This is a genomic window from Novosphingobium resinovorum (assembly GCF_027922145.1).
GTDB lineage: Bacteria > Pseudomonadota > Alphaproteobacteria > Sphingomonadales > Sphingomonadaceae > Novosphingobium > Novosphingobium resinovorum.
In genome coordinates this window covers 59,450-83,560 of the sequence record NZ_BSFC01000024.1, presented here as the reverse complement: position 1 = coordinate 83,560, position 24,111 = coordinate 59,450, and the positions used below count along the sequence as shown (strand labels likewise).

Below are 24,111 nucleotides of genomic sequence, written 5' to 3'. Positions count from 1 at the left end.
CTCCATTCCAGCGCCCCTTGAAAGGTGGGGCGGCTAGCATATCTAGGAATGCGAGTCATGGCCCGCCAAGGGGATGGCTCACAGAACGAGGCGCCGCATCGCGGGCCTCATCACACGAAGATTGCTCATTGGAGGATTTTTGTCATGAACCGTATCGATTTCTCGCCCTATCGCCGCACCATGGTCGGCTTCGACCGCCTTTTCGACATGATCGAGAACCAGGCGCGCGCCAACGCGGGCGACAAGTACCCGCCCTTCAACATCGAACGGCGCAGTCAGGACGGCTACCGCATCACCCTCGCGGTCGCGGGCTTCAAGCCGGCCGACATCGACATCACCGCGCAGGCGAACCTGCTGGTCGTGAAGGGTCACAAGCCCGACGAGGCCACCGACGGCGAAATGCTGCACGTCGGCATCGCCCAGCGCGGGTTCGAGCGTCGCTTCGAACTGGCCGACTACGTGCGGGTCGATAGCGCCGACCTTGCCGACGGCCTCCTCGTGATCGACCTCGTGCGCGAAGTGCCCGAGGCGATGAAGCCGAAGAAGGTCGCCATCGGAGGCAACAAGCTCACCGTCGTCGAGACTGGTGAGGACACTACCGCCGCAGCATAACCGTCGTCGTCCGCACGTTGCGCTTTTCCGTCCCTTTGCGCGACATACCGGATACGGCATTTGGGGTCGGCCCGTTTATCCGGGCCGACCCTTTTGCATGCGCGATTGCAGAGAAAGCACGGCAGCCGTCCGATTAATCCTCGCGCCGCGTCGTGCGGGTCGTTAGCCCGGCGACCATGTTGCGGAACCATTGCTCATGACCGCGATCCTCGGGATCGTCCTGCCCGTCTTCTCGCTGATCTTCGCAGGCTGGCTGGTTCGGCGCATCGGCGTGATGGGGCCGCAGGCAACCAGCGAACTCAACCGCTTCGTCGTCTACCTTGCCCTGCCCGCGCTGCTGTTCGACATCGTCGCCAGATCCAGCTGGCACGAATTGTGGCAACCCCACTTCGTCGCGGTGTTCACCCTCAGCACGATGGCGATCTTCGCGCTGACGGTCGCCGCCCATGCCCGGCATTCGGGCTTCGAGGCCGATGGGCCGGTGCTGGGGCTCGCCGCGAGCTATCCCAACACCGGCTTCCTCGGCTTCCCGCTGCTGCTCGCCGCGCTCGGGCCATGGAGCAACACGCTGACGCTGATCTCCACGATCGTCGTCGCCTGCGTGCTCTTTGCAGGCGCGATCGTGCTGATCGAGATCCGCCTCCACGTCGGCAGCCATCCGTTGCGGGTCGCCGCCAAAGTCGGCAAGTCGCTGGCGACCAACCCGCTCATCGTCGCCCCCGTCGTCGCGTGCTTCTTCCCGACGAGTGGGATGGCCGTGCCTGGACCCGTCGAAGTCTTCCTGAAATTGCTGGGCGGCGCGGCATCCCCGGCGGCATTGGTCGGCCTCGGCCTGTTCCTTGGCGAGAAGCGCGAGGCGGCTGCGGGCGCCGGTCCGCTCACGGCCATCCTCGTCGCCCTGAAGCTGGCGGTGCATCCGCTGCTGGCCTGGGTGCTGGCCGTGACCCTGTTTCCGCTCGACACCCCCGCGCTTCATGCAGCCGTACTGCTGGCGATGCTGCCGACCGGGACCGGGCCTTTCATGCTCGCCGAATTCTACGGCCGTGAAGCGAGCGTCACTGCGCGGGTGATCCTGATCTCGACCGTGCTGTCGATCATGACGGTGTCGGCTTACCTGACGACGATCGGCTGACTTCAGGCGGCCCATCCTTCGTCATTGCTTCGCTGTGCTCGCAATTACGACTGGAGCCTTCAGGCGTTCTGCGCCGCATGCATCTGCCGCGAACGAGCGGCGGTTCCGAAATCAATCCGGAACCGCGAACTGCTCAGCCCCGGCAGCTCAGACCAGACGGGCCTGCCGCAACGCTGCGGCAATGAAGCCCGCGAACAGCGGGTGCGGCTCGAACGGGCGCGACTTGAGTTCCGGGTGGAACTGCACGCCGACGAAGAACGGGTGGTCCGGGCGCTCGACGATCTCCGGGAGCAGGCCGTCGGGCGACATGCCGGAGAAGATCAGGCCATTGCCTTCCAGCGCCTCGCGATACGAACCGTTGACTTCGTAGCGGTGGCGGTGGCGCTCGCTGATCTCGGTCGAGCCGTAGATCGCCGCGACGTGGCTGTTGGGCGAGAGCGCGGCGGTGTAGGCGCCAAGGCGCATGGTGCCGCCAAGGTCGCCGCCCTCGGCGCGGGTCTGCAGGCCGTCCTCGGTCATCCACTCGGTGATGATGCCGACGACGGGTTCCTCGGTCGGGCCGAATTCGGTGGAGCTGGCCTTGGCAATGCCCGCCGAGCGCGCGCCCTCGATGCAGGCCATCTGCATGCCGAGGCAGATGCCGAAGAACGGCACCTGACGTTCACGCGCGAAGCGGACCGACGCGATCTTACCCTCGGTGCCGCGCTCGCCGAAGCCGCCCGGGACGAGGATGCCGTGCATCGGTTCGAGCGCGGCGGCGATCTCGGAATCTTCCTTCTCGAAGATTTCCGCGTCGATCCAGCGCACGTTGACCTTCACGCGGTTGGCCATGCCGCCGTGGACGAGCGCTTCGTTCAGCGACTTGTAGGCGTCCTGCAGGCCGATGTACTTGCCGACGACGCCGATGGTCACTTCGCCCTCGGGGTTCTGGTAGCGGTCGGTGATGTCGTCCCAGCGCTCAAGCACCGGCGCCTTGGCCGATTCCAGCATGCCGAAGTGGTGCAGGACTTCGGCGTCGAGGCCCTCGCGGTGGTACTGCAGCGGCACGGCGTAGATGTTGGGCGCGTCGAGCGCCTGGATAACCGCCTGCGGGCGCACGTTGCAAAACAGCGCGATCTTGCGGCGCTCGCTCTCGGGCAGCTCGCGGTCGCAGCGGCACAGCAGGATGTCGGGCTGGATGCCGAGGCCGGTCAGTTCGCGCACCGAGTGCTGGGTCGGCTTGGTTTTCAGTTCGCCGGCAGCGGCGATGTAGGGGACCAGCGTGACGTGGACGAAGCAGGTGCCCTCACGGCCGAGTTCGTTGCGCAGCTGGCGCATCGCCTCGACGAAGGGCAGGCCCTCGATATCGCCGACGGTGCCGCCGATCTCGCACAGCACGAAGTCGAGATCCTCGGTCTCGGTGAGCGCGAAGTCCTTGATCGCGTCGGTGACGTGCGGGATCACCTGCACGGTCGCGCCGAGGTAGTCGCCGCGGCGCTCCTTGGCGATGATGTCCTGGTAGATGCGACCCGAGGTGATATTGTCGGCCTTGCGGCCCGAGACGCCGGTGAAGCGCTCGTAGTGGCCGAGGTCGAGGTCCGTCTCGGCGCCGTCGTCGGTCACGAAGACTTCGCCGTGCTGGTACGGGCTCATCGTGCCCGGATCGACGTTCAGGTAGGGGTCGAACTTGCGAATGCGGACCTTGTAGCCACGCGCCTGCAGCAGAGCCGCGAGGCTCGCCGCCATGAGACCCTTGCCCAGCGAGGAGACCACGCCGCCGGTGATGAAAATATGCCGCGCCATGGGAATCGGGCCTTAAATTGCATGGGGGCCCTCAGGCAAGCGCCCGGAGCCTCATTCCACAGATCAAACACATGGAAATGCCGTCTGACTGCGCCAGACGGCATTCCGATTACGGTGAGGCGCTCGAAAGCGCCTGCAGGGATTACTGCTTGGCAGCACCACCAAGCGGATCGGTCGGAACCGAGTCGCCGGCGGGCGCACCCTGCTGGGGTGCAGCCGGAGCTGCCGGGTTGGCCGCGCCGCCGAGCGGATCGGCAGGCTGGACCGGAGCGGTCTGCGCAGGAGCGGTGTTGCGCTGGAGCGAGGTGTCGATGTCGCGGCCGCTCGTCTCATTGACGGCGAGAGCGGCAAGACCGATGCTCAGCACCACGAAGACCGTCGCCAGAACGCCGGTCGCGCGGGTCAGGAAGTTGGCCGCGCCCCGTGCCGACATCAGGCCCGAGGGGCTGCCGCCGACGCCGAGGCCGCCGCCTTCGGACTTCTGCACCAGGATCACGCCCACCAGCATGGCGGCAACCAGAGCCTGCACCACGGTCAGGAAAAGGAACATCTTCGTCTCAGCCTTATTGCGGGGACATACCCCGCTTTCTTGACCGGGCAGATAGGCGCTCGCAGGCGAGCGCGCAACCCGGCAACTTTATTGCTGCGCCGCCCCGCAGGACGGCGCATGGATCGGACTTACTCCGCGAGCGAAGCCGCCGCGCCGACGATCGCCAGGAAGCTCTCGGCCGTCAGGCTCGCACCGCCGACCAGAGCGCCGCCGACATCCGGCACCGCAAGGAGTTCGGCCGCGTTGTCGGCCTTAACCGAACCGCCGTAGAGAATGCGGACATCCGCACCAGCATCACCGTAGATGGCGACCAGCTTGGCGCGAATCGCCTTGTGCATGGCTGCCACGTCCGCCACCGAAGGCACCCGGCCGGTGCCGATGGCCCATACCGGCTCATAGGCGACCGAGAGCTTTTCCGGCGCGCCGTCCACGATGGGGCAGGAACCTTCGAGCTGCGCGGTGACCACGCCCTCGGCATCGCCCGCATCGCGCTGGGCCTCGGTTTCGCCGACGCACAGGATCACCGCCAGACCGGCCGAAAGCGCGGCCTGCGCCTTGGCGTTGACGTCCGCGTCGCTTTCGCCGTGGTATTCACGGCGCTCCGAATGGCCGACGATCGTGAAATCGGCGCCTGCATCCTTGAGCATCGGTGCGGAAACGTCACCCGTATAAGCGCCGTTTTCCTTCGCATGGCAGTCCTGCCCGCCGACGCCGATCAATTCGACCGCGTCCCGCATGCGGAAGATCAGGGTCGAGGGCGGCGCCAGTCCGACCTGCACCTTGGGGAAACGCTGGGCGGAACGATCGATTGCGCGCGCCTCGTTCAGCATGGCGCGCGTGCCGTTCATTTTCCAATTTCCGACGATGTAAGGCAATCCAGCCATTTCAATCCTTTGATCGATCTCGGCGAACCTTCGGGAACTCCCCCGCGGGTCCCCCTCGCAGATTTCCGGTAATGCCGTTGCCGCGGAACCGGGAATCAGGTCGTCGCTGTCGCCGGGCAGCTAGGGCACCAGAGCATCGCTTGTCAAAATTCATGGATGGTTAAGCGCCGGGATTCTCCACCGGTGTCGTAGTAATGCCACCTCGCGGCTTTTGCCCAAGGCTTGCGCAAGCGGCATTGCAGGATGCGCGAAGGCCCCCTAAAGCCTGCGCCGTTTACATGCGAAGCCTCACCGTTTCGCGCCAATATTCTGCTGATCGGCACGGTTCATGCTCCATTTCTTCCGCTCGTTTCTGAAGTCCAAGGTCGGCGCGATCGTCGGCCTCGTCGTTCTCGGCCTCATCGCCCTCGCGTTCGCCAGTGGCGATATCGCGGGCCTCGGCGGGTCCGGCAGCGCGGCTCCCGGAGTTGCCGTCGCCACTGTCGGCGGCGAAAAGGTGACCACCGACGAACTCAGCCTCGGCGCCAAGCGCGGCCTCGAGCGGGTCAAGCAGCAGAGCCCGACCGCGACGATGAAGCAGCTGATCGCCGAGGGCGGCCTCCAGCAGGTGCTGGACAGCCTGATCGACGGCGTCGCTTTCGCCGTCTACGGCGAGAAGCACGGCGTTGTCCTCAGCGACCGCCTCGTCGACAGCGAACTGACGCAGATCCCCGCGTTCCAGGGCGTCGACGGCAAGTTCGACCAGAACGTGTTCCGCCAAGCCCTCGCCCAGCAGGGCCTCTCCGAACAGGCCCTGCGCGAGGACATTCGCAAGAACATGATCGCGCAGGAACTGGTCGTGCCCGCGCAGATCGGCTCGGTCATGTCCGAATATGCCGCGAAGCGTTACGCCTCGCTGCTCAGCGAGACCCGCAGCGGCACCGTGGTCGCCCTGCCCTCGCTGCTCTTCGCGCCCGACAAGCAGCCGACCCAGGCCGAACTCACCACCTTCTACAAGGCGCACACCGGCCAGTTCGTCCGCCCCGAGCGTCGCACGATCCGCTATGCGCTCGTCAGCGCCGACAAGATCCCGGCCCCGGCCGCACCGACCGACGCCGAGATCGCCGCGCGCTTCGAGGCGAACAAGGCCACCTATGCCGCCAAGGACGATCGCCGCATCACGCAGCTGGTCGTGCCGACCGAGCCGGCCGCCAAGGCCATCGTCGCCGAAGTCGAGAAGGGCAAATCGCTCGAAGCCGCCGCTTCGGAAAAGGGCCTGTCCGCCGCGAAGCTCGAATCGTTCAGCCGCGTGGATCTCTCGCGCCAGTTCTCGGCCGCCGTCGCGCAGGCCGTCTTCGCCGCGCCGGTCGGCAAGCTGGCCGCACCGCAGAAGAGCGTGCTCGGCTGGCACGTCATCCGCGTCGACGAGGAGATCAAGACCCCGGCCAAGACCCTTGCCGAAGTGAAGGGTGACCTCACCAAGCAGATCGCCGAGGAAAAGACCCGCAAGTCCTACAGCGACGCCTTCTCGAAGATCGACGCGCAGCTTTCGGGCGGCTCCAACCTCGCCGAAGTCGCCAAGTCGCTCGGCGCCGAGGTCAAGCAGACCCCGTCACTGACCGCTGATGGGCAAGTCTACATGAAGCCCGGCGAAACGATGCCCGCCGAATTGCAGCCGCTCCTCAAGACCGCGTTCGAAATGGGCCAGGAACAGCCGCAGGTCGCCGAGATCGAAAAGGGCAAGTCCTTCGCGATCTACGACGTCACCGACATCCAGGCGTCCGCCCCGGCTCCGCTGGCGCAGATCCAGAACGACGTGAAGCTCGCCTGGGCCATCGACGCCGGTTCGAAGGCCGCCAAGGCCGCCGCGCTCAAGATGCAGGCCGCGATCCGCAAGGGCCAGTCGATCGAGCAGGTCATGGCTGCCTCGGGCAAAAAGCTGCCCGCGCCGCAGCAGGTCTCGATGTCGCGCCCGACCCTGGCCGCCGCGCTGCAGTCGGGCCGTCAGGTGCCGCCGCCGGTCTCGCTGATGTTCCACATGGCCAAGAACACCGTGAAGGTGCAGTCGGCCGAAGGTGAGCGCGGCTGGTTCGTCGTCCAGCTCAAGGACATCGTGCCCGCCACGATCGATTCGCCCGACATGATCCGCCGTGCCCAGACCGAACTCGGCCAGCAGCTCGGCCAGAGCTACGCCTCCGCGCTCGGTGCCGCGATGCGCAAGGACGTCGGCGTGAAGCGTCACGACGATGCCATCACCGCCGTGCGCGACCAGCTCGCCGGCACCGCCGCCGCCAACTGAGCCGAAGCGAGGGGTGGCAGCAATGGAGCGCGAATTCGATCGCAAGGCGACGCTTGAGCAGCTGGCGCAGGGCAAACCCGCGCTGGTCTGGCGCAAGCTCGTCGCCGACACAGAGACGCCGGTTGGCGCCGCCCTCAAGCTGATCGAGGACGGGCGCGGCGACTTCCTGCTCGAATCGGTCGAAGGCGGCGAGACGCGCGGGCGCTACAGCCTGCTCGGCCTCGACCCGGACCTCGTGTTCCGCGCGAGCGGCGAGGCCTGCGAGATCAACCGCGCATGGCAGGCCGACCGCGAGGCGTTCGCACCGCTCGGCGGCGGCACCCTCGCCGAACTGCGCGCGCTGGTCGAGACCTGCCGCTGCGAGGTTCCGGTCGCGCTGCCCAAGGCTCTCGCCTGCCTCGTCGGCTACTTCGGCTACGAGACGATCGGCCTTGTCGAGAAGCTGCCGCGCGCGCCGCAAAGCCCTCTCGAAGTGCCCGACATGCTGTTCGTGCGCCCGTCGCTGATCCTGATCTTCGACCGGCTATCGGACGAACTGTTCTGCGTTGCGCCGGTGTGGCCGGAAACGGGTGACGCCGCTCTGGCCGTCGACCGCGCCGCCGAGCGCATCGACGAAGCCCTGCGCCGCCTCGCCGCCCCTGCACCCGTCGTGCCCGTCGCCACCGATCTCGCCGAGCCGGTGCGCACGCCCGTCGTCGCGCCGGAAGACTACAAGGCGATGGCCCTGCGCGCGAAGGACTACATCGAGGCGGGCGACATTTTCCAGGTCGTGCTGGCCCAGCGCTTCACTTGCGAATTCCCGCTCCCGCCGCTGGCGCTCTACCGCAGCCTGCGGCGCGTGAACCCCTCGCCGTTCCTCTATTTCCTCGACCTGCCCGGCTTCGCGCTGGTCGGCTCCAGCCCGGAAATCCTGGTGCGCGTGCGTGACGGCGAAGTCACCATCCGCCCGATCGCGGGCACCCGTCCGCGCGGCGCCAGCCCGGCCGAGGACAAGGCCAACGAAGCCGGCCTCCTCGCCGATCCCAAGGAACGCGCCGAGCACCTGATGCTGCTCGACCTCGGCCGCAACGACGTCGGCCGCGTCGCCGCTGCAGGCACCGTCGAGGTCACCGACAGCTACACAATCGAGCGCTACAGCCACGTCATGCACATCGTCTCGAACGTGGTCGGCCAGCTCGACACCGCGAAGCACGATGCCATCGACGCGGTCTTCGCGGGGTTCCCAGCAGGCACCGTCTCGGGCGCGCCCAAGGTCCGTGCCTGCGAGGTCATCGCCGAACTGGAGCCCGAGACGCGCGGCCCTTACGCGGGCGGCGTCGGCTACTTCGCGCCGGACGGCTCGGTGGACAGCTGCATCGTCCTGCGCACCGGGTTGCTCAAAGACGGTGTCCTGCACGTGCAGGCGGGTGCGGGCATCGTGGCGGACAGCGACCCGGCCTACGAACAGCGCGAATGCGAAGCCAAGAGCGGCGCCCTCTTCGCCGCCGCACGCGAAGCGATCCGCGTCGCCGGGGAACCCGGGTTCGGGCAGTGACTTCAGCGACGAACGACAGCTTCGCATTTACCCTGTCGTTCGAAGACTATCTCGCATCCAATCGGCTGTTCCTGCGCCGCAACTGGTTGTGGAGGGGAGCACTGCGGGTCGGAGGTGCCATCGCCCTTTTCTATGCCCTACTCTTCGCCATTCCCGATATTGTGGATGCAGGAATTATCGATCCGATCGTATTGATCCGGAACATAGCCCTTGGCCTCCTCTCGGCAGCGGCTTTGGTCGGGTTGATATTACTAATCCTCATCTTCTGGCGCCTTCCCCGTAGCGCACGCAAGGCCTACCGCGAACTCAAGATCGATGGCGTCCGCACCACGGTCGATTTCGGCCCAGACAGGCTTGAAATTTCCAACCGGTTCGGCACCAGTACCCACGAATGGTCGGATCTCGTCAGATGGTGGGAGGACGAACACATGCTCCTTCTGCTGCGTACCAGCCAGATGTACTACGCCTTTCCCAAGTACCAGATCGCAACCGGCACGCTGGAGGCCCTGCGGCAGAGCCTTACCGCGAACGGCGTGAAATCACGATGGTGAGCCTGCGCCACTGCGTGACGGCGCCTGCCTTGATCTTCCTCGCCGCCTGCTCCTCCGAAGAACCCGCCGCCAAGCCCTCGGCCCCGCCCCCGCCGCCATGCCAGGGCGCGAGCTTCGAGGGTGCCAGCTTCACGCACTGCACCGCCGTGCCGGGTCGTCACACCATCCACACCGTCCTCGGCCCCAAGGGCGGCGCGCCGTATCGCAGCCTCTCGCAACTCGCGGTGGACCGCCCGGCGCGCAGCCACGAAGTTGCCTTCGCGATGAACGGCGGCATGTTCGACGCCGATGGCAAGCCGATCGGCTACTACGTCGAGAACGGCGAGAAGCAGCACGCGCTAAACACCAACGAAGGCTGGGGCAACTTCCACCTCAGCCCCAACGGCGTCTTCTACGGAGACGCAGCGGGTAACTGGCATGTCCGCGCCAGCGACGACTTCGCAAAGTCCGTCACCGACCGTCCCGACTTCGGCACCCAGTCCGGGCCGATGCTGGTCATCTCCGGCAAGCTGCATCCCAAGATCGACGAGGACGGCAAGTCGCTGAAACTGCGCAACGGCGTCGGCATCGATGACAAGGGCCGCGCCCACTTCGTCATTTCCGACGAGCCGGTATCCTTCGGCAAGCTCGCGCGCTATTTCCGCGACGCCCTGAAATGCGACAATGCGCTGTTCCTCGACGGCAGCGTATCCTCGCTCTGGGACCCCGAGCATGGCCGCGTCGACGGCGGCCCTCCGCTCGGCCCCTTGATCGTCGTCGAGAAAAGCGCAAAGGCGAAGTCATGATCCTCGTCATCGACAATTACGACAGCTTCACCTGGAACCTGGTCCATTACGTGATGGAACTGGGCGCCGAAGTGGAGGTCGTGCGCAACGACGCGCTCAGCGCAGGCCAGGCCATTTCCAGCGGCGCGAAAGGCTTCCTGATATCGCCCGGCCCCTGCACCCCCAACGAGGCTGGCATCAGCCTCGACCTCGTCGGCGCGGCGGCGGATGCGGGGATGCCGCTCCTCGGCGTGTGCCTCGGCCATCAGTCGATCGGCCAGTATTTCGGCGGCAAGGTCGTGCGCGGTGGCCTGATGCACGGCAAGACCTCGCCGGTCACGCATGACGGCACCGGAGTCTTCGCCGGGCTGCCCTCGCCCTTCACCGCGACGCGCTATCACTCGCTGATCGTCGAGGACATTCCCGAGACGCTGGTGGTGAACGCCCGCTCGGACGACGGCCATGTCATGGGCTTCCGCCATGCGAGCCTGCCGATCCACGGCGTCCAGTTCCATCCGGAAAGCATCGCCACCCAGCACGGCCATGCCATGCTCGCGAACTTCCTGCGCACTTGCGGTATCGAGGCCAAACTGCCGGAACGGCTGAGCGCATGACCCTTCCCGACCCTCTCCACCCGATCGCCGAGGACGAGGCCCAAGCAGCCTTCGCCGCAATCCTCGACGGCGAAATGCCCGAATCCGAAATCGCCGAGTTCCTCGTCGCCTTGTCGGATCGCGGCGAGACCGCCAGCGAAATCGCGGGCGCGGCTCGCGCCATGCGTGAGCGGATGATCCCGGTGAAGGCGCCCGCAGGCGCCATCGACGTCTGCGGCACCGGCGGCGACGGCTTCCACACCCTCAACGTCTCGACCGCCGTTTCTCTGGTGGTCGCGGCTGCGGGCGTCCCCGTCGCCAAGCATGGTAACCGCGCTGCCAGTTCCAAAGCGGGCGCCGCCGATACCCTCGAAGCGATGGGGCTGAACCTCGACCGCGCCGTCGAGACTGCAGAATCCACGCTCGCCGAAATCGGCATCGGCTTCCTGTTCGCCGCGCGCCACCACCCGACGATGGGTCGGCTGATGCCGCTGCGCAAGTCGCTAGGCCGCCGCACGATCTTCAACCTGATGGGGCCGCTGGCGAACCCGGCGCAAGTCTCGCGCCAGCTAGTCGGCATCGCACGCCCGGCCTACGTGCCGATCTACGCCGATGCCCTGCTGCGGCTTGGCACCGAGCACTCGATGGTCATTTCCGGCGACGAGGGCCTCGACGAGTTGAGCCTCGCAGGCGGCAACGAAGTCGCCGAGATTCGCGGCCATGAACTGTCCATGCGGCGCGTCGCCCCCCAGGATGCCGGCCTCCCGCTGGCTTCGGTCGACGCCATTCGCGGCGGTGACCCAGCCTACAATGCCCGCGCGCTCAACGATCTGCTGATGGGCGCGCCCGGCGCCTACCGCGACGCCGTTCTACTCAACGCCGCAGGTGCCCTTCTCGTGGCAGGCGAAGTCGATAGCTGGACCGAGGGCGTCGAAGAAGCGGCAGAAACGATCGACAAGGGCTTGGCCAAGGCTCTGCTCGACTGCTGGATCGCGGCAACCCGCGCGTGACGAGGAACTGATGTCCGACAAGCTCATTGAAATCTGCGACACCAAGCGCAAGGAAGTCGCCGCCCGCAAGGCTCTCGCTACCATAGCGGACCTCGATGCGCGCGCCGCCGCGCAGACGCATCCTCGCGGTTTTGAAGCTGCGTTACGCGCCAAGGCGGAAACGGGCTATGCGCTCATCGCGGAAATCAAAAAAGCTTCACCCTCCAAGGGACTGATCAGAAGCGATTTTCGCCCCGCAGAACATGCTGTCGCCTACGAGAGAGGCGGTGCCGCATGCTTGTCCGTGCTGACCGACGCTCCCTATTTTCAGGGACATGAGGATTTCCTCGTCGAGGCCCGTGCCGCCTGTAACCTTCCGATCATCCGCAAGGACTTCATGGTCGATCCATGGCAGGTGGCGGAAGCGCGCGCGATCGGTGCGGATGCCATCCTCATCATCGTCGCTGCGCTGGACGACGTGTTGATGGCGGAAATCGAATCCGCGGCTATCGAGCGCGGTCTCGACTGCCTGGTCGAAGTTCACAATGAACATGAGATGGAACGTGCAAGCCTTTTGAAATCACGTCTTATCGGTGTGAACAATCGTGATCTGCGGCGCTTCGCTACCGACATCGCGACCACTGAGCGACTGGCCCCGCAGGCGCCCGAAGGCACCTTGCTGGTCAGCGAAAGCGGGATAAACGTCCACGCCGACCTGGAGCGCCTGTCATCTTGCGGTGCCCGCACCTTCCTGGTGGGCGAAAGCCTGATGCGCAAAAATGATATAGAAGCGGCGACGCGCGCCCTTCTCACCGGAACGTAATGCCCATGGGGTTGCGATGAACAAGTCCCTCACGCATATCGACGCCAACGGCAACGCCCGCATGGTCGACGTTGGTGCCAAGGCCGAAACACAGCGCACTGCCATAGCTTCCGGTCGGATTTCGATGAGCGAGGACGCCCTCGCCGCCGTTCGCGCTGGAAATGCGCCCAAGGGTGACGTTCTAGGTACTGCGCGGATCGCTGGCATAATGGCGGCGAAGCGCACGGCAGAACTCATTCCGATGTGTCACCCTCTCGCGCTGGATGCCGTAAATCTGGAGTTCTCGTTCGAAGACAACGCGATAAAGGTAATTGCCCGAGCATCCTTGACGGGAAAAACCGGCGTTGAAATCGAAGCAATAACAGCGACTTCCATCGCACTTGTGACAATTTACGACATGGCCAAGGCGCTCGACAAGAGCATGGTCATCAGTGACATCCGCCTTGTAGAAAAGATCGGCGGCAAGTCGGGCCACTGGAAACTGGACGGGTGGGCCGAATGAACAAATCGGCGCCGCTCTCGCTCGAGGACGCACAGGCTCGATTGCTGGCGTTGGCCACACCCCTTCCGATAGAGCGAGTCGATATCGAGGGCGCATACAACCGGTATCTCGCAGAACCGCTATATGCCCGACGCACGCAGCCACCGGCCAACCTGTCTGCGATGGATGGCTATGCAGTGACGGCCGGAGACTTGCAGGGCCCCTGGCGAGTGATCGGAGAGAGCGCCGCCGGACATCCCCATGTCGGCGCCCTCTCCACCGGCGAAGCCGTACGCATTTCAACGGGCGCAATATTGCCGGTCGATGCGGCGGCAGTCATTCTCCAGGAAGACCTTGCTAGAGATGCCGAAATCCTGACGTTGTCGGGTGAAGCACCCGATCCCGCGCACAAGCATATCAGACATCGCGGAATGGATTTCGTCACGGGGACGGAAATCATGCTGCCGGGCGCGCGCATCACTCCGGCGCAAATGGCGTTGGCAATCGCTTCGGGCCATACGCACCTGCCTGTCCATCGCACACCGCGGCTGGCCGTGATCGACAGCGGCGATGAACTCGCTGAAAACCCGGAATGCTGCGCAACCCATCAGATTCCCGCAAGCAACGGCGTCATGCTGGCGGCTATGGCTTCAGCGCTGGGTGTCGATGCGAAGCGGGTCGGACCTGTACCGGATGATATCGACACGATCACGCGCGCTTTCGAGGCATCCGACGACGTCGATCTCATCGTGACAAGCGGCGGCGCTTCTGTCGGCGATCACGACCTCATCCGCCCGGCACTCGAACGCTGGGGCGCGAGCATCGATTTCTGGCGCGTGGCGATCAAGCCCGGCAAACCCATCCTCGTCGCCACGCGCGAACTGACGGGACGGCGACAGATCATACTGGGACTACCCGGAAATCCGGTCTCCAGCTACGTTACGGCCTACCATTTTCTGCTTCCTCTCCTGCGAGCGATGCAGGGTGCCGCGAGGCCATTGCCAATGCGGCTGGCCGCTAGGCTAAGTATGCCGCTGCGCGCCAACGGTCGCCGCCGTGAGTTTCTTCGCGGTTGGTGGGATGGCGAAAGCGTGACCGTCAATGCACTGCAGGACAGCGGCGCCCTGTCCTCTCTGGCCGCAAGCAATGTGCTGGTAGATCGCGCGGCAATGGCCGCGCCGGCGGCTGCAGGAGACGAAGTTCGGATTTTCCTGCTCTAGAATGACGGCATTGCTTGAATTGAGTTCAATTGGTTGCTTGATTGTTCCCCCATTGTTCACTACGAGAACAAGCGGGATCAGGACTTGCCTGGTTCGAAGGTCACGAAAAGGCAGCGACCATGTTGACTCGCAAGCAGCACGAATTGCTCCGGTTCATCCAGGCACGGCTTGAAGAAAGCGGCATCTCTCCCAGCTTTGAGGAGATGAAGGAAGCCCTTGATCTCAAGTCGAAGTCCGGTGTTCACCGACTGATTTCGGCGCTGGAGGAGCGAGGCTTCATTCGCCGCCTTCCCAACCGTGCGCGCGCTTTGGAAGTCTTGCGTCAACCGGATGATACGGGCAGCAAGGCGCCACGTCCATCCGCTGCCAATAGCAATCATGGGGTGCCCCCTCTTCAGGCACCTCGTCCCGCCGTAGAAGCGGCGAATGACGTGATCGAGATTCCACTGCACGGTCGTATCGCGGCAGGCGTTCCGATCGAGGCACTGGAAGGGCAATCGACCCTGCCTGTCCCGGCTGCGCTGCTCGGTTCGGGCGAACACTATGCGCTGGAGGTCTCCGGTGATTCCATGATCGAAGCCGGCATTCTGGATGGCGATTTCGCGCTAGTTAAGCGCACGAATGCTGCCCGGGATGGCGAGATCGTGGTGGCTCTCATCCGTGGCGAAGAAGCCACGTTGAAATACCTGCGACGTGAAGCTGGAATGGTTCGCCTAGATCCTGCAAACGCCGCTTACGAACCGCAGATATATGGCCCGGATGAAGTGGAAGTCCAGGGCAAGCTCGCTGGCCTGCTTCGTCGGTATAATTAAAACTTTTCCAGTCCGATTCACCATCGTTGTGGCAAGTAGCGCGACTTACTCCGGACGGTTTTGATCCGTGCCGGAGTTTCTTGCGATACGCATTGCGGCAATCATATTAGGTCAAATCCGGTATATTAGGCAAAATCCGGCTTCGGATTGGACTATGAAAGTCCTCACGCGCCGGAAGAACCACGCTTAGTTCGCTAGTTGGTGGTTGAAGGTCCATTCTCACGGACATGAAATGGTGAGGAATGCCACCAGCCGTGTGCGCCCTGCGTCTGAGCCACAGTATCGATGCGCCCCTTGCCCAGATAAACGGCCAATCCTCCCGTATTAGCCAAAGATCCACGATCGGCCTTGTACCAGCGCGGGCGGCAGCTACGTGGTAACCAGCGATCTGAGATGACAATGTCGCTGTGCTCACATGCTGCAACAAGCGAACGTTCCGCGACGGAATCGCGTCCACGCGACATCAGCAGGTGCCAGACTTTCCCCGATCGCTCAATCGGCACCTTACAGAAGTCCGGGTTGCACCTTGCGCCTGGCCACTTATCAAGCGTGGCGGGTTCCGCTTCTATCCCCGCGAACTCCATCAGATTGTCCCGGGCATAGCCTCCTTTGCTGTCCCTGAGTAAGAACAACTGATTTCCGCCGTTTTCGACAAGGCCGACATGGCGACCGTCGCCCGATACCAATATATCTGCAGGCGGGGCCATCGCGAGCAAAAGCACACCGATCGCGGCAATGGGAAACCCCGCCCAGCGGATGCGGCCGGTCCATAGACCGAGCCAAAGCCCGCCCGACACAAAAAGCATGAATGCCCAGGCGTCGGTACCCGGCAGCAGGTTGACCGCCCCCGGTCTTGAAGCGAACCAATGTGCCAGTCCGACAAGCACATCCACCGAAACGCCCGCCAGCCACCAGAAAGGCCCTCCCAGCCCGGCGATGTCGAGGATCAATGCGCTAGCCAGCAACGGCATGACGATGAAGGTCGACCACGGGATCGCGACCACATTGGCCAGCGCTCCATATACGCCGGCGCGGTGGAAATGGTACAGGCCGATAGGCATGAGTGCCAGATCGATTACCGCGCCGGTCAAAAGCAATAGAGCGATATGGCGCATTGCTCTTGCGATCATCCCTTCGTCACGCGGCCCAAGGAAATGGCGCACCGGTTCCGATGTGCTGACTGCGATAAGCGCCAGAACCGCTCCGAAGCTCAACTGAAAACTGGGCCCCATTACTGCCTCGGGCCACAGCAGAAGAACGCAGAACGCTGCAACCGCCAGCATGCGCAAGGACAAGGGCTCACGCCCAAGGGCGAGCGCGAACAGCACCAGCAATGCCCCGATGCATGATCTGACTGTAGGGACTTCAGAACCGGACAAAAGGGTGTAAGCTACACCGGCGAGGGCTCCTGCGCCGGCCGCGATTACCGGCAACCTCACCCGGAGCGCCATCCATGAGGAAAGCGCCAGTAATCGGATGGCCACGAGGTACACTGCCCCCACCATCGCGCTGACATGAAGCCCACTTATCGACAACAGATGCGCCAGCCCCGAATCGCGCATGGCCTGATCATCGGCCTCCGAAATATTTCCGCGATCACCGGTGACGAATGCCGCGGCAATACCTGCGCGCTCTTCCCCGATGCGAACGCGAATATGATCCGTTAGCGTCTGACGTATATCCGATAGTGCCCATGCGCCTGCGCTGAATTCCCGGACGACCTTCACGTCTCCCACGACCGATCCGGTAGCGGCAATGCCGGCAAACCAGGCTGTTCGCGCAAAGTTGTATGCGCCCGGAAGCATGGGCGGCGCCGGCGGCATCAGCCGCGCCCTGAATGCTACGAGATCCCCCCTACCGATCCCCGCCGCGGAACGCTTGCCGGGAACGTTGAGCCTGACCTTAATGGGCACACCTCTTATCGGATCGCGCATGGCCAGCAGCAGGCGATCGCGATCAAGCGCAGGCTGCGATTCGATAGCAAGGACCCGCGCGATGAAACTGCCCGCTACAGGCCTTTCGATTGCCGGCTGGCCGACGATTTCCGACCGCACCCAAACCGCAAGGCAGCCCGCGACCGCCAGCAAGGGCAATACCATGATTGCCCGGCTGAAATGCGGATAACTGCTCCGCAAAGGAAAGGACGCATAACAAGTTGCAGAAACTGCAATCAAGCCGCAGCAGAAGCCGATCCACGACAGCACGGAAGATAGCCAAAACCACGCAATTATGCCGCTTGCAAAGGCTACGGTGAGCCATGGAGTCCGTTCGAATCCGGCATTGGAAAGAAATCGCTCGACGACTGCCAAAACCCTCGACAAGAGGCCCTCGGCGGTCCATGGCCCATGCTGCAATGCAGCGGTCCCGGGGCCTCCCGGAGACGGAATTTCACAGATTGCGACCGGGGTTCCCATGGTCGCCAATAGGACAGGAAGGTCGGGTAGATGGCAAGCGGCAGTGCATCGGGCGAAGCGACTGGCAAAAAGGCCGTCGTAACGCGCTTTGCTCCTTCGCCGACCGGTTACCTTCATATCGGTGGCGCTCGTACGGCACTGTTCAACTGGCTGTTCGCGCGCCGTCATGGCGGCAAGTATCTGCTGCGTATCGAGGATACCGATCGCGCCCGTTCGACCGAACCCGCGATCGACGCGATCTTCGACGGCTTGTCCTGGCTGGGCCTCGACGGTGACGAGGCGCCGGTGTTCCAGTTCGCCCGCTCGGACCGTCATGCCGAAGTCGCCGCGCAGCTGATGGAAAACGGCCACGCCTATCGCTGCTACCTGACACAGGAAGAACTCGCCGAGCGCCGCCAGAAGGCGCAGGAAGAACGCCGCCCGTTCCGCATCGACAGCGAATGGCGCGATGCCGATCCCGCGACCTGGCCGGCCGACCGTTCCTGGGTGGTGCGCGTCAAGGCCCCGCGTGAGGGTTCGACGACGATCGAGGATCTCGTGCAGGGCACGGTCACCGTGCAGAACGAGGAAATCGACGACTTCGTCATCCTGCGCGGCGACGGCACCCCGACTTACATGCTGGCCGTGGTGGTGGACGACAACGACATGGGCGTCACCCACGTCCTGCGCGGCGACGATCACCTGAACAACGCCTTCCGCCAGCTCGTCGTCATCAACGGCATGGGCTGGGACGTGCCGGTCTACGGCCACGTGCCGCTGATCCACGGCTCGGACGGCGCCAAGCTGTCCAAGCGCCACGGCGCGCTGGGCGTCGATGCCTATCGCGACGAGATGGGCCTGCTGCCCGAGGCCGTGTTCAACTACCTGCTGCGCCTCGGCTGGGGCCACGGCGATGAGGAGATCATCAGCCGCGAGCAGGCGATCGAATGGTTCGACATGGTCGATGTGGGCAAGAGCCCCTCGCGCTTCGACCTTGCCAAGCTCCAGAATCTCAACGGGCATTATCTGCGCGAGGCCGACGATGTGCGGCTTGCGGGCCTCGTCGAAGCGCGCCTTGAAGGCGTCGACGGCGATGGCCCTGCCGACCTGCTGGTCCGCGCGATGCCCGTGCTCAAGGTCCGTGCCAAGGACCTCAACGAACTTGCAGAAGGCTCTGCCTTCCTCTTCGCCCAGCGTCCGCTCGCCATGAGCGAGAAGGCGCTGGCGCTCCTGACCGACGAGGGGCGCGAGCGCCTCGCCGCGATCCATGAGCGCCTGTCCGGCCAGGCCGACTGGACTCTCGAGGCATTGGAAGCCAACCTGAAGGCAATGGCCGAAGACCTGGGACTGGGTCTCGGCAAGCTCGCGCAACCCTTGCGGGCAGCCCTGACGGGTCAGACGACCTCGCCGGGGATATTCGACGTACTGGTATTGCTCGGACGGGAAGAGAGCCTCGCGCGCATCGGCGAACAGGCTCAGGTTCCCGCCGGGTCGCAGTCATAAGGAGATAATTGGTGGGTGATCAGGCTAAACTGAGCGTCGGCGGCGCGGAACACGACTATCCCGTTCTCAAGGGAAGCGTGGGTCCGGACGTCATCGACATCCGCAAGCTCTACGGCCAGACGGGCGCATTCACGTTCGATCCGGGCTTTACCTCGACCGCGAGCTGCGAGTCGGCGCTGACCTACATCGACGGCGACGAAGGCGTTCTGCTGCACCGCGGCTATCCGATCGGCCAGCTGGCAGAGAACTCCTCGTTCATGGAAACGAGCTACCTGCTGCTGAATGGTGAACTGCCCAGCAAGGACGAGCTTGCCACGTTCGAGAACACCATCACGCGCCACACCATGCTGCACGAGCAGCTGGCGACGTTCTATCGCGGTTTCCGCCGCGACGCGCACCCGATGGCGATCATGTGCGGCGTGGTCGGCGCGCTTTCCGCGTTTTACCACGATTCGACCGACATCGCCGACCCCGAGCATCGCAAGATCAGCTCGCACCGCCTGATCGCCAAGATGCCGACGATCGCGGCGATGGCCTACAAGTACTCGGTCGGCCAGCCGTTCCTCTATCCGGACAACAAGCTGAGCTACACCGGCAACTTCCTGCGCATGACCTTCGGCGTGCCCGCGGAAGAGTACGAGGTGGTTCCGGCGGTCGAAAAGGCGATGGACCGCATCTTCATCCTCCACGCCGATCACGAGCAGAACGCCTCGACCTCGACCGTGCGTCTTGCCGGTTCGTCGGGCGCGAACCCCTTCGCGTGCATCGCAGCGGGCATCGCCTGCCTGTGGGGCCCTGCGCATGGCGGCGCGAACGAAGCCGCGCTCAACATGCTCAAGGAGATCGGCACCCCCGATCGCATCCAGCACTACATCGACCGCGCCAAGGACAAGAGCGATCCGTTCCGCCTGATGGGCTTCGGTCACCGCGTCTACAAGAACTACGACCCGCGCGCGACGGTCATGCAGTCGACTCTGCGCGAAGTGTTCGAAGCCCTCAACGTCACCGATCCGCTGTTCGAGACCGCGCTGCGCCTCGAAGAGATCGCGCTCAGCGATCCCTACTTCGCGGAGAAGAAGCTGTTCCCGAACGTGGACTTCTACTCGGGCATCATCCTTTCGGCGATCGGCTTCCCGACCACCATGTTCACCGTGCTCTTCGCCCTCGCCCGTACCGTGGGCTGGGTCGCGCAGTGGAACGAAATGATCTCCGATCCCGGCCAGAAGATCGGTCGCCCGCGCCAGCTCTACACCGGCCCGACGCAGCGCGACTACGTGCCGCTCGACAAGCGCTGAGGTTCATCCGCGCGCAGTCGCGGGTTACCCGAACGAAGGCCCTCGCGAATGCGGGGGCCTTTTTCGTTGCGCCGAGCCTGAAGTTTGCCCCATTTGAGCCTGCCCGCCACAATCCCGCCGCATCCGAAGCGCAACCTGCATGTTCAAATGGGGGCGCACGTTAATGCCAATTGTGAGAATCCTGGCTACTATCCTTGGCCTCCTGGCAATGGCAGCAGGGATTTTCGTTGTCCTGCAAGGAACCGGCGTACTGAAGTGGCCCGCCGACAGCGTCATGATTGCCGATCGTGCCTGGGCCGTGCGCGGCGCGGTTTTCGCGATGGTCGGCGGTATCGTGGTGTGGTTGGGCCGCAGATGCTAGACGCAGATCAGGCTTCGGTGTCGCGCGGGACTTCAAGGATGAACCGGGCCCCTTCGCCCGGGACACTCTCGATCAGCAAATCACCGCCCATCGCGCGCGCCAGTCGCCGCGAGATATAGAGGCCCAGACCGGAACCCCCGTCACCACTACGTCCCAAACGCTCGAATTTCTCGAACACGCGAGCCTGGTCGCTGACGTTGAGGCCCGGCCCCTGATCTGCCACGATCGCACGGGCATGGACACCTTCTACCTCGACATGAACATCCACACGCGATCCATTCGGTGAATAGCGGATGGCATTGCCGATGAGATTGAGGAGAACCTGCAGCACGCGCCGGAACTCCGCGAGCGCCGGAGCATGATCATCCGATGGCGGCGACACGATCACGATGCCCTTTTCCCGTGCCCGGACGCCCAGGATACCGGCGGCCTGTCGGGCCACCTCGGCAAGATCTATAAAATCGGGATTGGTGGAAAAGCTGTCGTCTTCGACGACTTCAAGGTCAGCCATGTCCTCCAGCAGGTCCAGCAACAGCTTGCCTGCGCTTGCGATCTCGCCAGCATATTCCGCGTAGGCATCGGGCAGTGGTCCTGCCAGCCGTGTGCGAATTGTCTCGGCATTCGCGACGATCCGCGCAATCGGCTGTCTGAGAACCGGCGCCAGATCCTGCCCGACCAACCCGCGACGCTGGACCGGAATGGGATCGGGCACGGCAGGCACCCAGCCCGAAGCAGCCTCGTCCGACAACAGCAGCAATTCGAAGCCCGACGGCTCGAAGCCAGGCTTGATCTGGGGCACGAGCGAGACACGCCAGGACCGCGATGAACCGGGGACGATCACCGGCGCTCCATCGAGCAGACGCCAGTGCAGTGGCTGCTGATGTGTCACATTCTCGGGCTGCAGGAAATCGGTCCAGCAATGCCCGATGCCACCCTCCATGGCCGTGACGACTTGCGCGAGTTCCGGAGAATCACTGGCTACCGCAATCAGGCGCTGGCCGGCATCAAGCCACGCGCAAAGTTCGGTGACATGCCGGTCAGTTACTCTCCGCCGGCTCTCGCCTGAGGCGCCTTCCTCAGAAACCAGAGCGGCAGTCTGCCAACTGCGCACGCGGATCGAGCACCCCTCCTCCTCCGGCTCCACCTCGACCCAGAACGATATCGCATCGCTGTCGTCCTGCGCCCTGATGACTTGCGCGACGGGACAGCGCGTCTGGCGCGCACCGCGCACGAGGTCGAGCAGTTCGGGAATCGCGACAATGCCGGGCACTTCGCCGCCGCACCGGCGCTGAAGTCCGAACAGGGGTTCGTCAGCGCTGAGCAGGCGATCATGCGCGTCGCATGCGGCGCGGGCGAGTATGGTGCCGTCACCAAGGGTCATTGCGCAGTCGCGCCATTCGTCAGGATCGATGCCGCGCGCCATTCCTCGATCCCCGCGAGGCCCACCGGAAGTTTCGTCCCTCCGTGAATCATCCGGATTTGTTCTTCGGTAACATCGGCGGGCGCCCCCGCAGCAAGCAGCGTCAAAGCCAGTCGCGCCTGCTGGTCAGGCAATGTCGCCATGACTGTCGCATCGCGCACCTGTCCAGAGGCCAATGCAAGCGCAGACAGGAACAATGTGACGCCGCATTGCGAGATCGATAATGCCACCGCCGGGTCAAGATCGGCGACCATGCGCTCGGCCCATATGAGCCGGTTGGAAACCGCAGCATGGCTGCTTCGCACCTCCCGTTCCACAGCGGAGGCGCGTTCGGAGAGCGCCGGCTCGGCACCGACCAGCGCGCGCAGGATGGCGAGCACCGCTTCGAGCACGGCCTCGGGCAATTCCGCCACAGAAAGTGCCATGCGGCGTTGTCCTTGGCTCCACCGCGCTTGCGCGGATAGGAACCCATGCGCCGAAGCGTCGCCGGATGCGATCCTGTCCCGCACGAACGGAGACGCGACAGGATCGAGGGCGAGCCGCTCCTGCAGTCGCTCCGTCAACTGCCATTCCAGCGCAACAGCATGGACATGCGCAAGCAGGGCTGCGTCGTCGAGGAAGGCGCGGGTCAGCACCGCGATTTCATCAGGCGCATGGGCACGCCGGTCCGCGGTGCCTATCAGGGCATCGAGCAATTGACCGGCGATGTCCGACAAAATGCCCCTGACCCTCGCCAGGATTTCCTCGCTCAGCGCAGCGCTCTGATCAGCCGCAACGAGATAGCGTAGCATCGGCAGCGCGGAAGCCGCCGCCGCGTCGCCGCGCACGAGGTCGCGTCGCAGCGCTGCCTCTGCGGCTTGCGTATTCGCCGGATGAACGGCCTGATCGATCATATGACCCTTCTAACCGGCATCTGGTTAATTCGAGGTTATCCGTCGCGCCGCCGCGGCAACACGAGTGCCGCAGCCGCGAGACCGGCCGAAAGAAGCCTGACGACAAGAAGAACCTGTCCGAAGCCCGAAGCGAATGCGAGGACCACGCCGAGCAATGCCCGGTCCGCAAAGAAACCGGCGAAGCGCCCGATGGCGATGCGTGGCAGCAGCACCAGAAGCATCATCAGAATTGCCGGAGTGCTCAGCCACGCCAGCACGGGTTCTCCTGGAAAGCGGGGCGTGTCCAACAGGATCAGCGCGGCGAAGGCCACGTCGACCAGCCAGACCAAGGCATCCGCGCGCGGGATCGCAGGACAAGCCTGTCCCAACGCATGTCGCTCCGCTGCGCGCAGCAGGCGACTGGCCTCCACCAGCAGCCATGCCACCGCCAGGAACGCGAAGGCGCACCACAACAATCCAAACCAGCCCGCCCCCACCGCGATGACGAGCGCGACCAGCACAGCTGCGGATACGACATTGCTGGCATTGCCTGCATGCAGCAGCGAAGAGCCAAAGCTCAGAACCGCGAAACGCGCGATAGCGCGCCCGGGAGTGCGCGGACCGTCCTGCACGAAACGCGTGCGCATCCACTCGTCTTCCAGTGCATAGGCTTCCGCCTCGCTGCGTACCATGCGCCAGCCGGAACCGGCGCGGGCTGCCGCCGGCACCTCGTGCATGGCGATACCGGACTGAAGCGCAATGCGTGTCAGCGCCGAAATAGCGTCCACGTCGAGCGGTAATTCGTGCAGCCGCTCGACCAGTGTACCCGGTACACGCATCAGTCCCGCCGTGGCGCGGTTGATGTCGATGCGCTCAAAACCTGCCGCAAGAGCGCCCTCGACCGGCTGGACCAGCACGACGGGAGCCCGCCCCTCCAGCAAGCTGGCCGCAGCGGTAGGATCGGCGAAAAGGCCCTCCGAAACCGCGATCAGTTCATCTCCGGCCGTAACCAGCCCGGCAAGTTGTCCGGCTCCGGTCGCGATGGCGAACTGTAGTCCGGCGTCCTCCGCATCATGCTGAAGCGCGATCAGTTCCGGCGAGGTGCCGCGCGCCATGCAGATGACACGCTGGCATTCGAGCGCAAGCGCCATGCCGAGCTGATGCTGCGCGACGCTCGCGCCCGCAACGCGCAGGAATGCGCGCGGGAACGGCTGCCCCGACGCCGCAGGCTCCGTCATGGCCAACAATGCTATGCGCAAATT

At 64.4% G+C, this 24,111-nt stretch carries 21 protein-coding genes; 14 read left to right on the top strand and 7 right to left on the bottom strand.

The window, feature by feature from the left end; genetic code table 11:
• Window positions 1-144 precede the first annotated feature (144 nt).
• Window positions 145-612: an Hsp20 family protein gene (locus tag PKE80_RS15300; protein ID WP_271183244.1), complete on the top strand. Its 468-nt coding sequence runs from the start codon at window positions 145-147 to the stop codon at window positions 610-612.
• A gap of 196 nt (window positions 613-808) precedes the next feature.
• The gene (locus PKE80_RS15295; RefSeq protein WP_271183243.1) at window positions 809-1,744 is read left to right on the top strand and encodes an AEC family transporter; all 936 of its coding nucleotides are present in this window, start codon (window positions 809-811) and stop codon (window positions 1,742-1,744) included.
• Window positions 1,745-1,891: 147 nt separating this feature from the next.
• Here the strand turns inward: PKE80_RS15295 and pyrG are convergent, their stop codons facing one another.
• From pyrG to tpiA, 3 genes are all read right to left on the bottom strand, one after another.
• Entirely contained in the window at window positions 1,892-3,526 is a 1,635-nt protein-coding gene (gene pyrG, locus PKE80_RS15290; RefSeq protein ID WP_271183242.1) for a CTP synthase, read from the bottom strand.
• Window positions 3,527-3,668: 142 nt separating this feature from the next.
• Window positions 3,669-4,076 (bottom strand): preprotein translocase subunit SecG, encoded by a 408-nt coding sequence (gene secG / locus PKE80_RS15285; RefSeq protein ID WP_271183241.1) that lies wholly within the window; start codon window positions 4,074-4,076, stop codon window positions 3,669-3,671.
• A 128-nt stretch (window positions 4,077-4,204) separates the two neighbouring features.
• Entirely contained in the window at window positions 4,205-4,960 is a 756-nt protein-coding gene (gene tpiA, locus PKE80_RS15280) for a triose-phosphate isomerase (protein WP_271183240.1), read from the bottom strand.
• 328 nt (window positions 4,961-5,288) lie between these two features.
• On the opposite strand from tpiA, the gene PKE80_RS15275 reads away from it, so the two are divergent.
• From PKE80_RS15275 to lexA, 10 genes are all read left to right on the top strand, one after another.
• Window positions 5,289-7,238, top strand: coding sequence for a peptidylprolyl isomerase (locus PKE80_RS15275; RefSeq protein ID WP_271183239.1), 1,950 nt, complete (start codon window positions 5,289-5,291; stop codon window positions 7,236-7,238).
• A gap of 22 nt (window positions 7,239-7,260) precedes the next feature.
• Window positions 7,261-8,772, top strand: coding sequence for an anthranilate synthase component I family protein (locus PKE80_RS15270; RefSeq protein ID WP_271183238.1), 1,512 nt, complete (start codon window positions 7,261-7,263; stop codon window positions 8,770-8,772).
• Window positions 8,769-9,323, top strand: coding sequence for a YcxB family protein (locus PKE80_RS15265; protein WP_271183237.1), 555 nt, complete (start codon window positions 8,769-8,771; stop codon window positions 9,321-9,323). Before PKE80_RS15270 ends, PKE80_RS15265 begins: the two co-directional genes overlap by 4 nt.
• Window positions 9,317-10,108 (top strand): phosphodiester glycosidase family protein, encoded by a 792-nt coding sequence (locus PKE80_RS15260; RefSeq protein ID WP_271183236.1) that lies wholly within the window; start codon window positions 9,317-9,319, stop codon window positions 10,106-10,108. Before PKE80_RS15265 ends, PKE80_RS15260 begins: the two co-directional genes overlap by 7 nt.
• Window positions 10,105-10,701, top strand: a complete 597-nt coding sequence (locus PKE80_RS15255; protein WP_008833029.1) for an anthranilate synthase component II — start codon at window positions 10,105-10,107, stop codon at window positions 10,699-10,701. Before PKE80_RS15260 ends, PKE80_RS15255 begins: the two co-directional genes overlap by 4 nt.
• Window positions 10,698-11,690, top strand: a complete 993-nt coding sequence (gene trpD, locus PKE80_RS15250; protein ID WP_271183235.1) for an anthranilate phosphoribosyltransferase — start codon at window positions 10,698-10,700, stop codon at window positions 11,688-11,690. The genes PKE80_RS15255 and trpD overlap by 4 nt, the downstream gene beginning before the upstream one ends.
• 10 nt (window positions 11,691-11,700) lie before the next feature.
• On the top strand, window positions 11,701-12,492 hold the full coding sequence (trpC, locus tag PKE80_RS15245; protein WP_271183234.1) for an indole-3-glycerol phosphate synthase TrpC: 792 nt from the start codon (window positions 11,701-11,703) through the stop codon (window positions 12,490-12,492).
• A 16-nt stretch (window positions 12,493-12,508) separates the two neighbouring features.
• Window positions 12,509-12,994, top strand: a complete 486-nt coding sequence (gene moaC, locus PKE80_RS15240; RefSeq protein WP_271183233.1) for a cyclic pyranopterin monophosphate synthase MoaC — start codon at window positions 12,509-12,511, stop codon at window positions 12,992-12,994.
• Window positions 12,991-14,193: a molybdopterin molybdotransferase MoeA gene (locus PKE80_RS15235; protein ID WP_271183232.1), complete on the top strand. Its 1,203-nt coding sequence runs from the start codon at window positions 12,991-12,993 to the stop codon at window positions 14,191-14,193. The genes moaC and PKE80_RS15235 overlap by 4 nt, the downstream gene beginning before the upstream one ends.
• Before the next feature lie 119 nt (window positions 14,194-14,312).
• The gene (gene lexA / locus PKE80_RS15230; protein ID WP_271183231.1) at window positions 14,313-15,005 is read left to right on the top strand and encodes a transcriptional repressor LexA; all 693 of its coding nucleotides are present in this window, start codon (window positions 14,313-14,315) and stop codon (window positions 15,003-15,005) included.
• 194 nt (window positions 15,006-15,199) lie between these two features.
• Here lexA and PKE80_RS15225 read toward each other — a convergent pair whose 3' ends face one another.
• On the bottom strand, window positions 15,200-17,419 hold the full coding sequence (locus PKE80_RS15225; RefSeq protein WP_271183230.1) for a ComEC/Rec2 family competence protein: 2,220 nt from the start codon (window positions 17,417-17,419) through the stop codon (window positions 15,200-15,202).
• Between the two features lie 30 nt (window positions 17,420-17,449).
• Here PKE80_RS15225 and gltX point away from each other — a divergent pair, with 30 nt between their 5' ends.
• Together gltX and PKE80_RS15215 are read left to right on the top strand one after the other, a co-directional pair.
• On the top strand, window positions 17,450-18,901 hold the full coding sequence (gltX, locus tag PKE80_RS15220; RefSeq protein WP_271183229.1) for a glutamate--tRNA ligase: 1,452 nt from the start codon (window positions 17,450-17,452) through the stop codon (window positions 18,899-18,901).
• A gap of 11 nt (window positions 18,902-18,912) precedes the next feature.
• A complete protein-coding gene (locus PKE80_RS15215; RefSeq protein ID WP_008833037.1) occupies window positions 18,913-20,196 on the top strand; it encodes a citrate synthase in 1,284 nt (427 codons plus the stop codon).
• Between the two features lie 368 nt (window positions 20,197-20,564).
• Here PKE80_RS15215 and PKE80_RS15205 read toward each other — a convergent pair whose 3' ends face one another.
• The 3 genes from PKE80_RS15205 to PKE80_RS15195 are packed head-to-tail and all read right to left on the bottom strand — an operon-like array spanning window position 20,565 to window position 24,087.
• Window positions 20,565-21,980, bottom strand: coding sequence for a sensor histidine kinase (locus tag PKE80_RS15205; protein ID WP_271183228.1), 1,416 nt, complete (start codon window positions 21,978-21,980; stop codon window positions 20,565-20,567).
• Window positions 21,935-22,870: a hypothetical protein gene (locus tag PKE80_RS15200; protein WP_271183227.1), complete on the bottom strand. Its 936-nt coding sequence runs from the start codon at window positions 22,868-22,870 to the stop codon at window positions 21,935-21,937. Before PKE80_RS15200 ends, PKE80_RS15205 begins: the two co-directional genes overlap by 46 nt.
• 35 nt (window positions 22,871-22,905) lie before the next feature.
• Window positions 22,906-24,087: a hypothetical protein gene (locus PKE80_RS15195; RefSeq protein ID WP_271183226.1), complete on the bottom strand. Its 1,182-nt coding sequence runs from the start codon at window positions 24,085-24,087 to the stop codon at window positions 22,906-22,908.
• Between the last annotated feature and the right edge of the window lie 24 nt (window positions 24,088-24,111).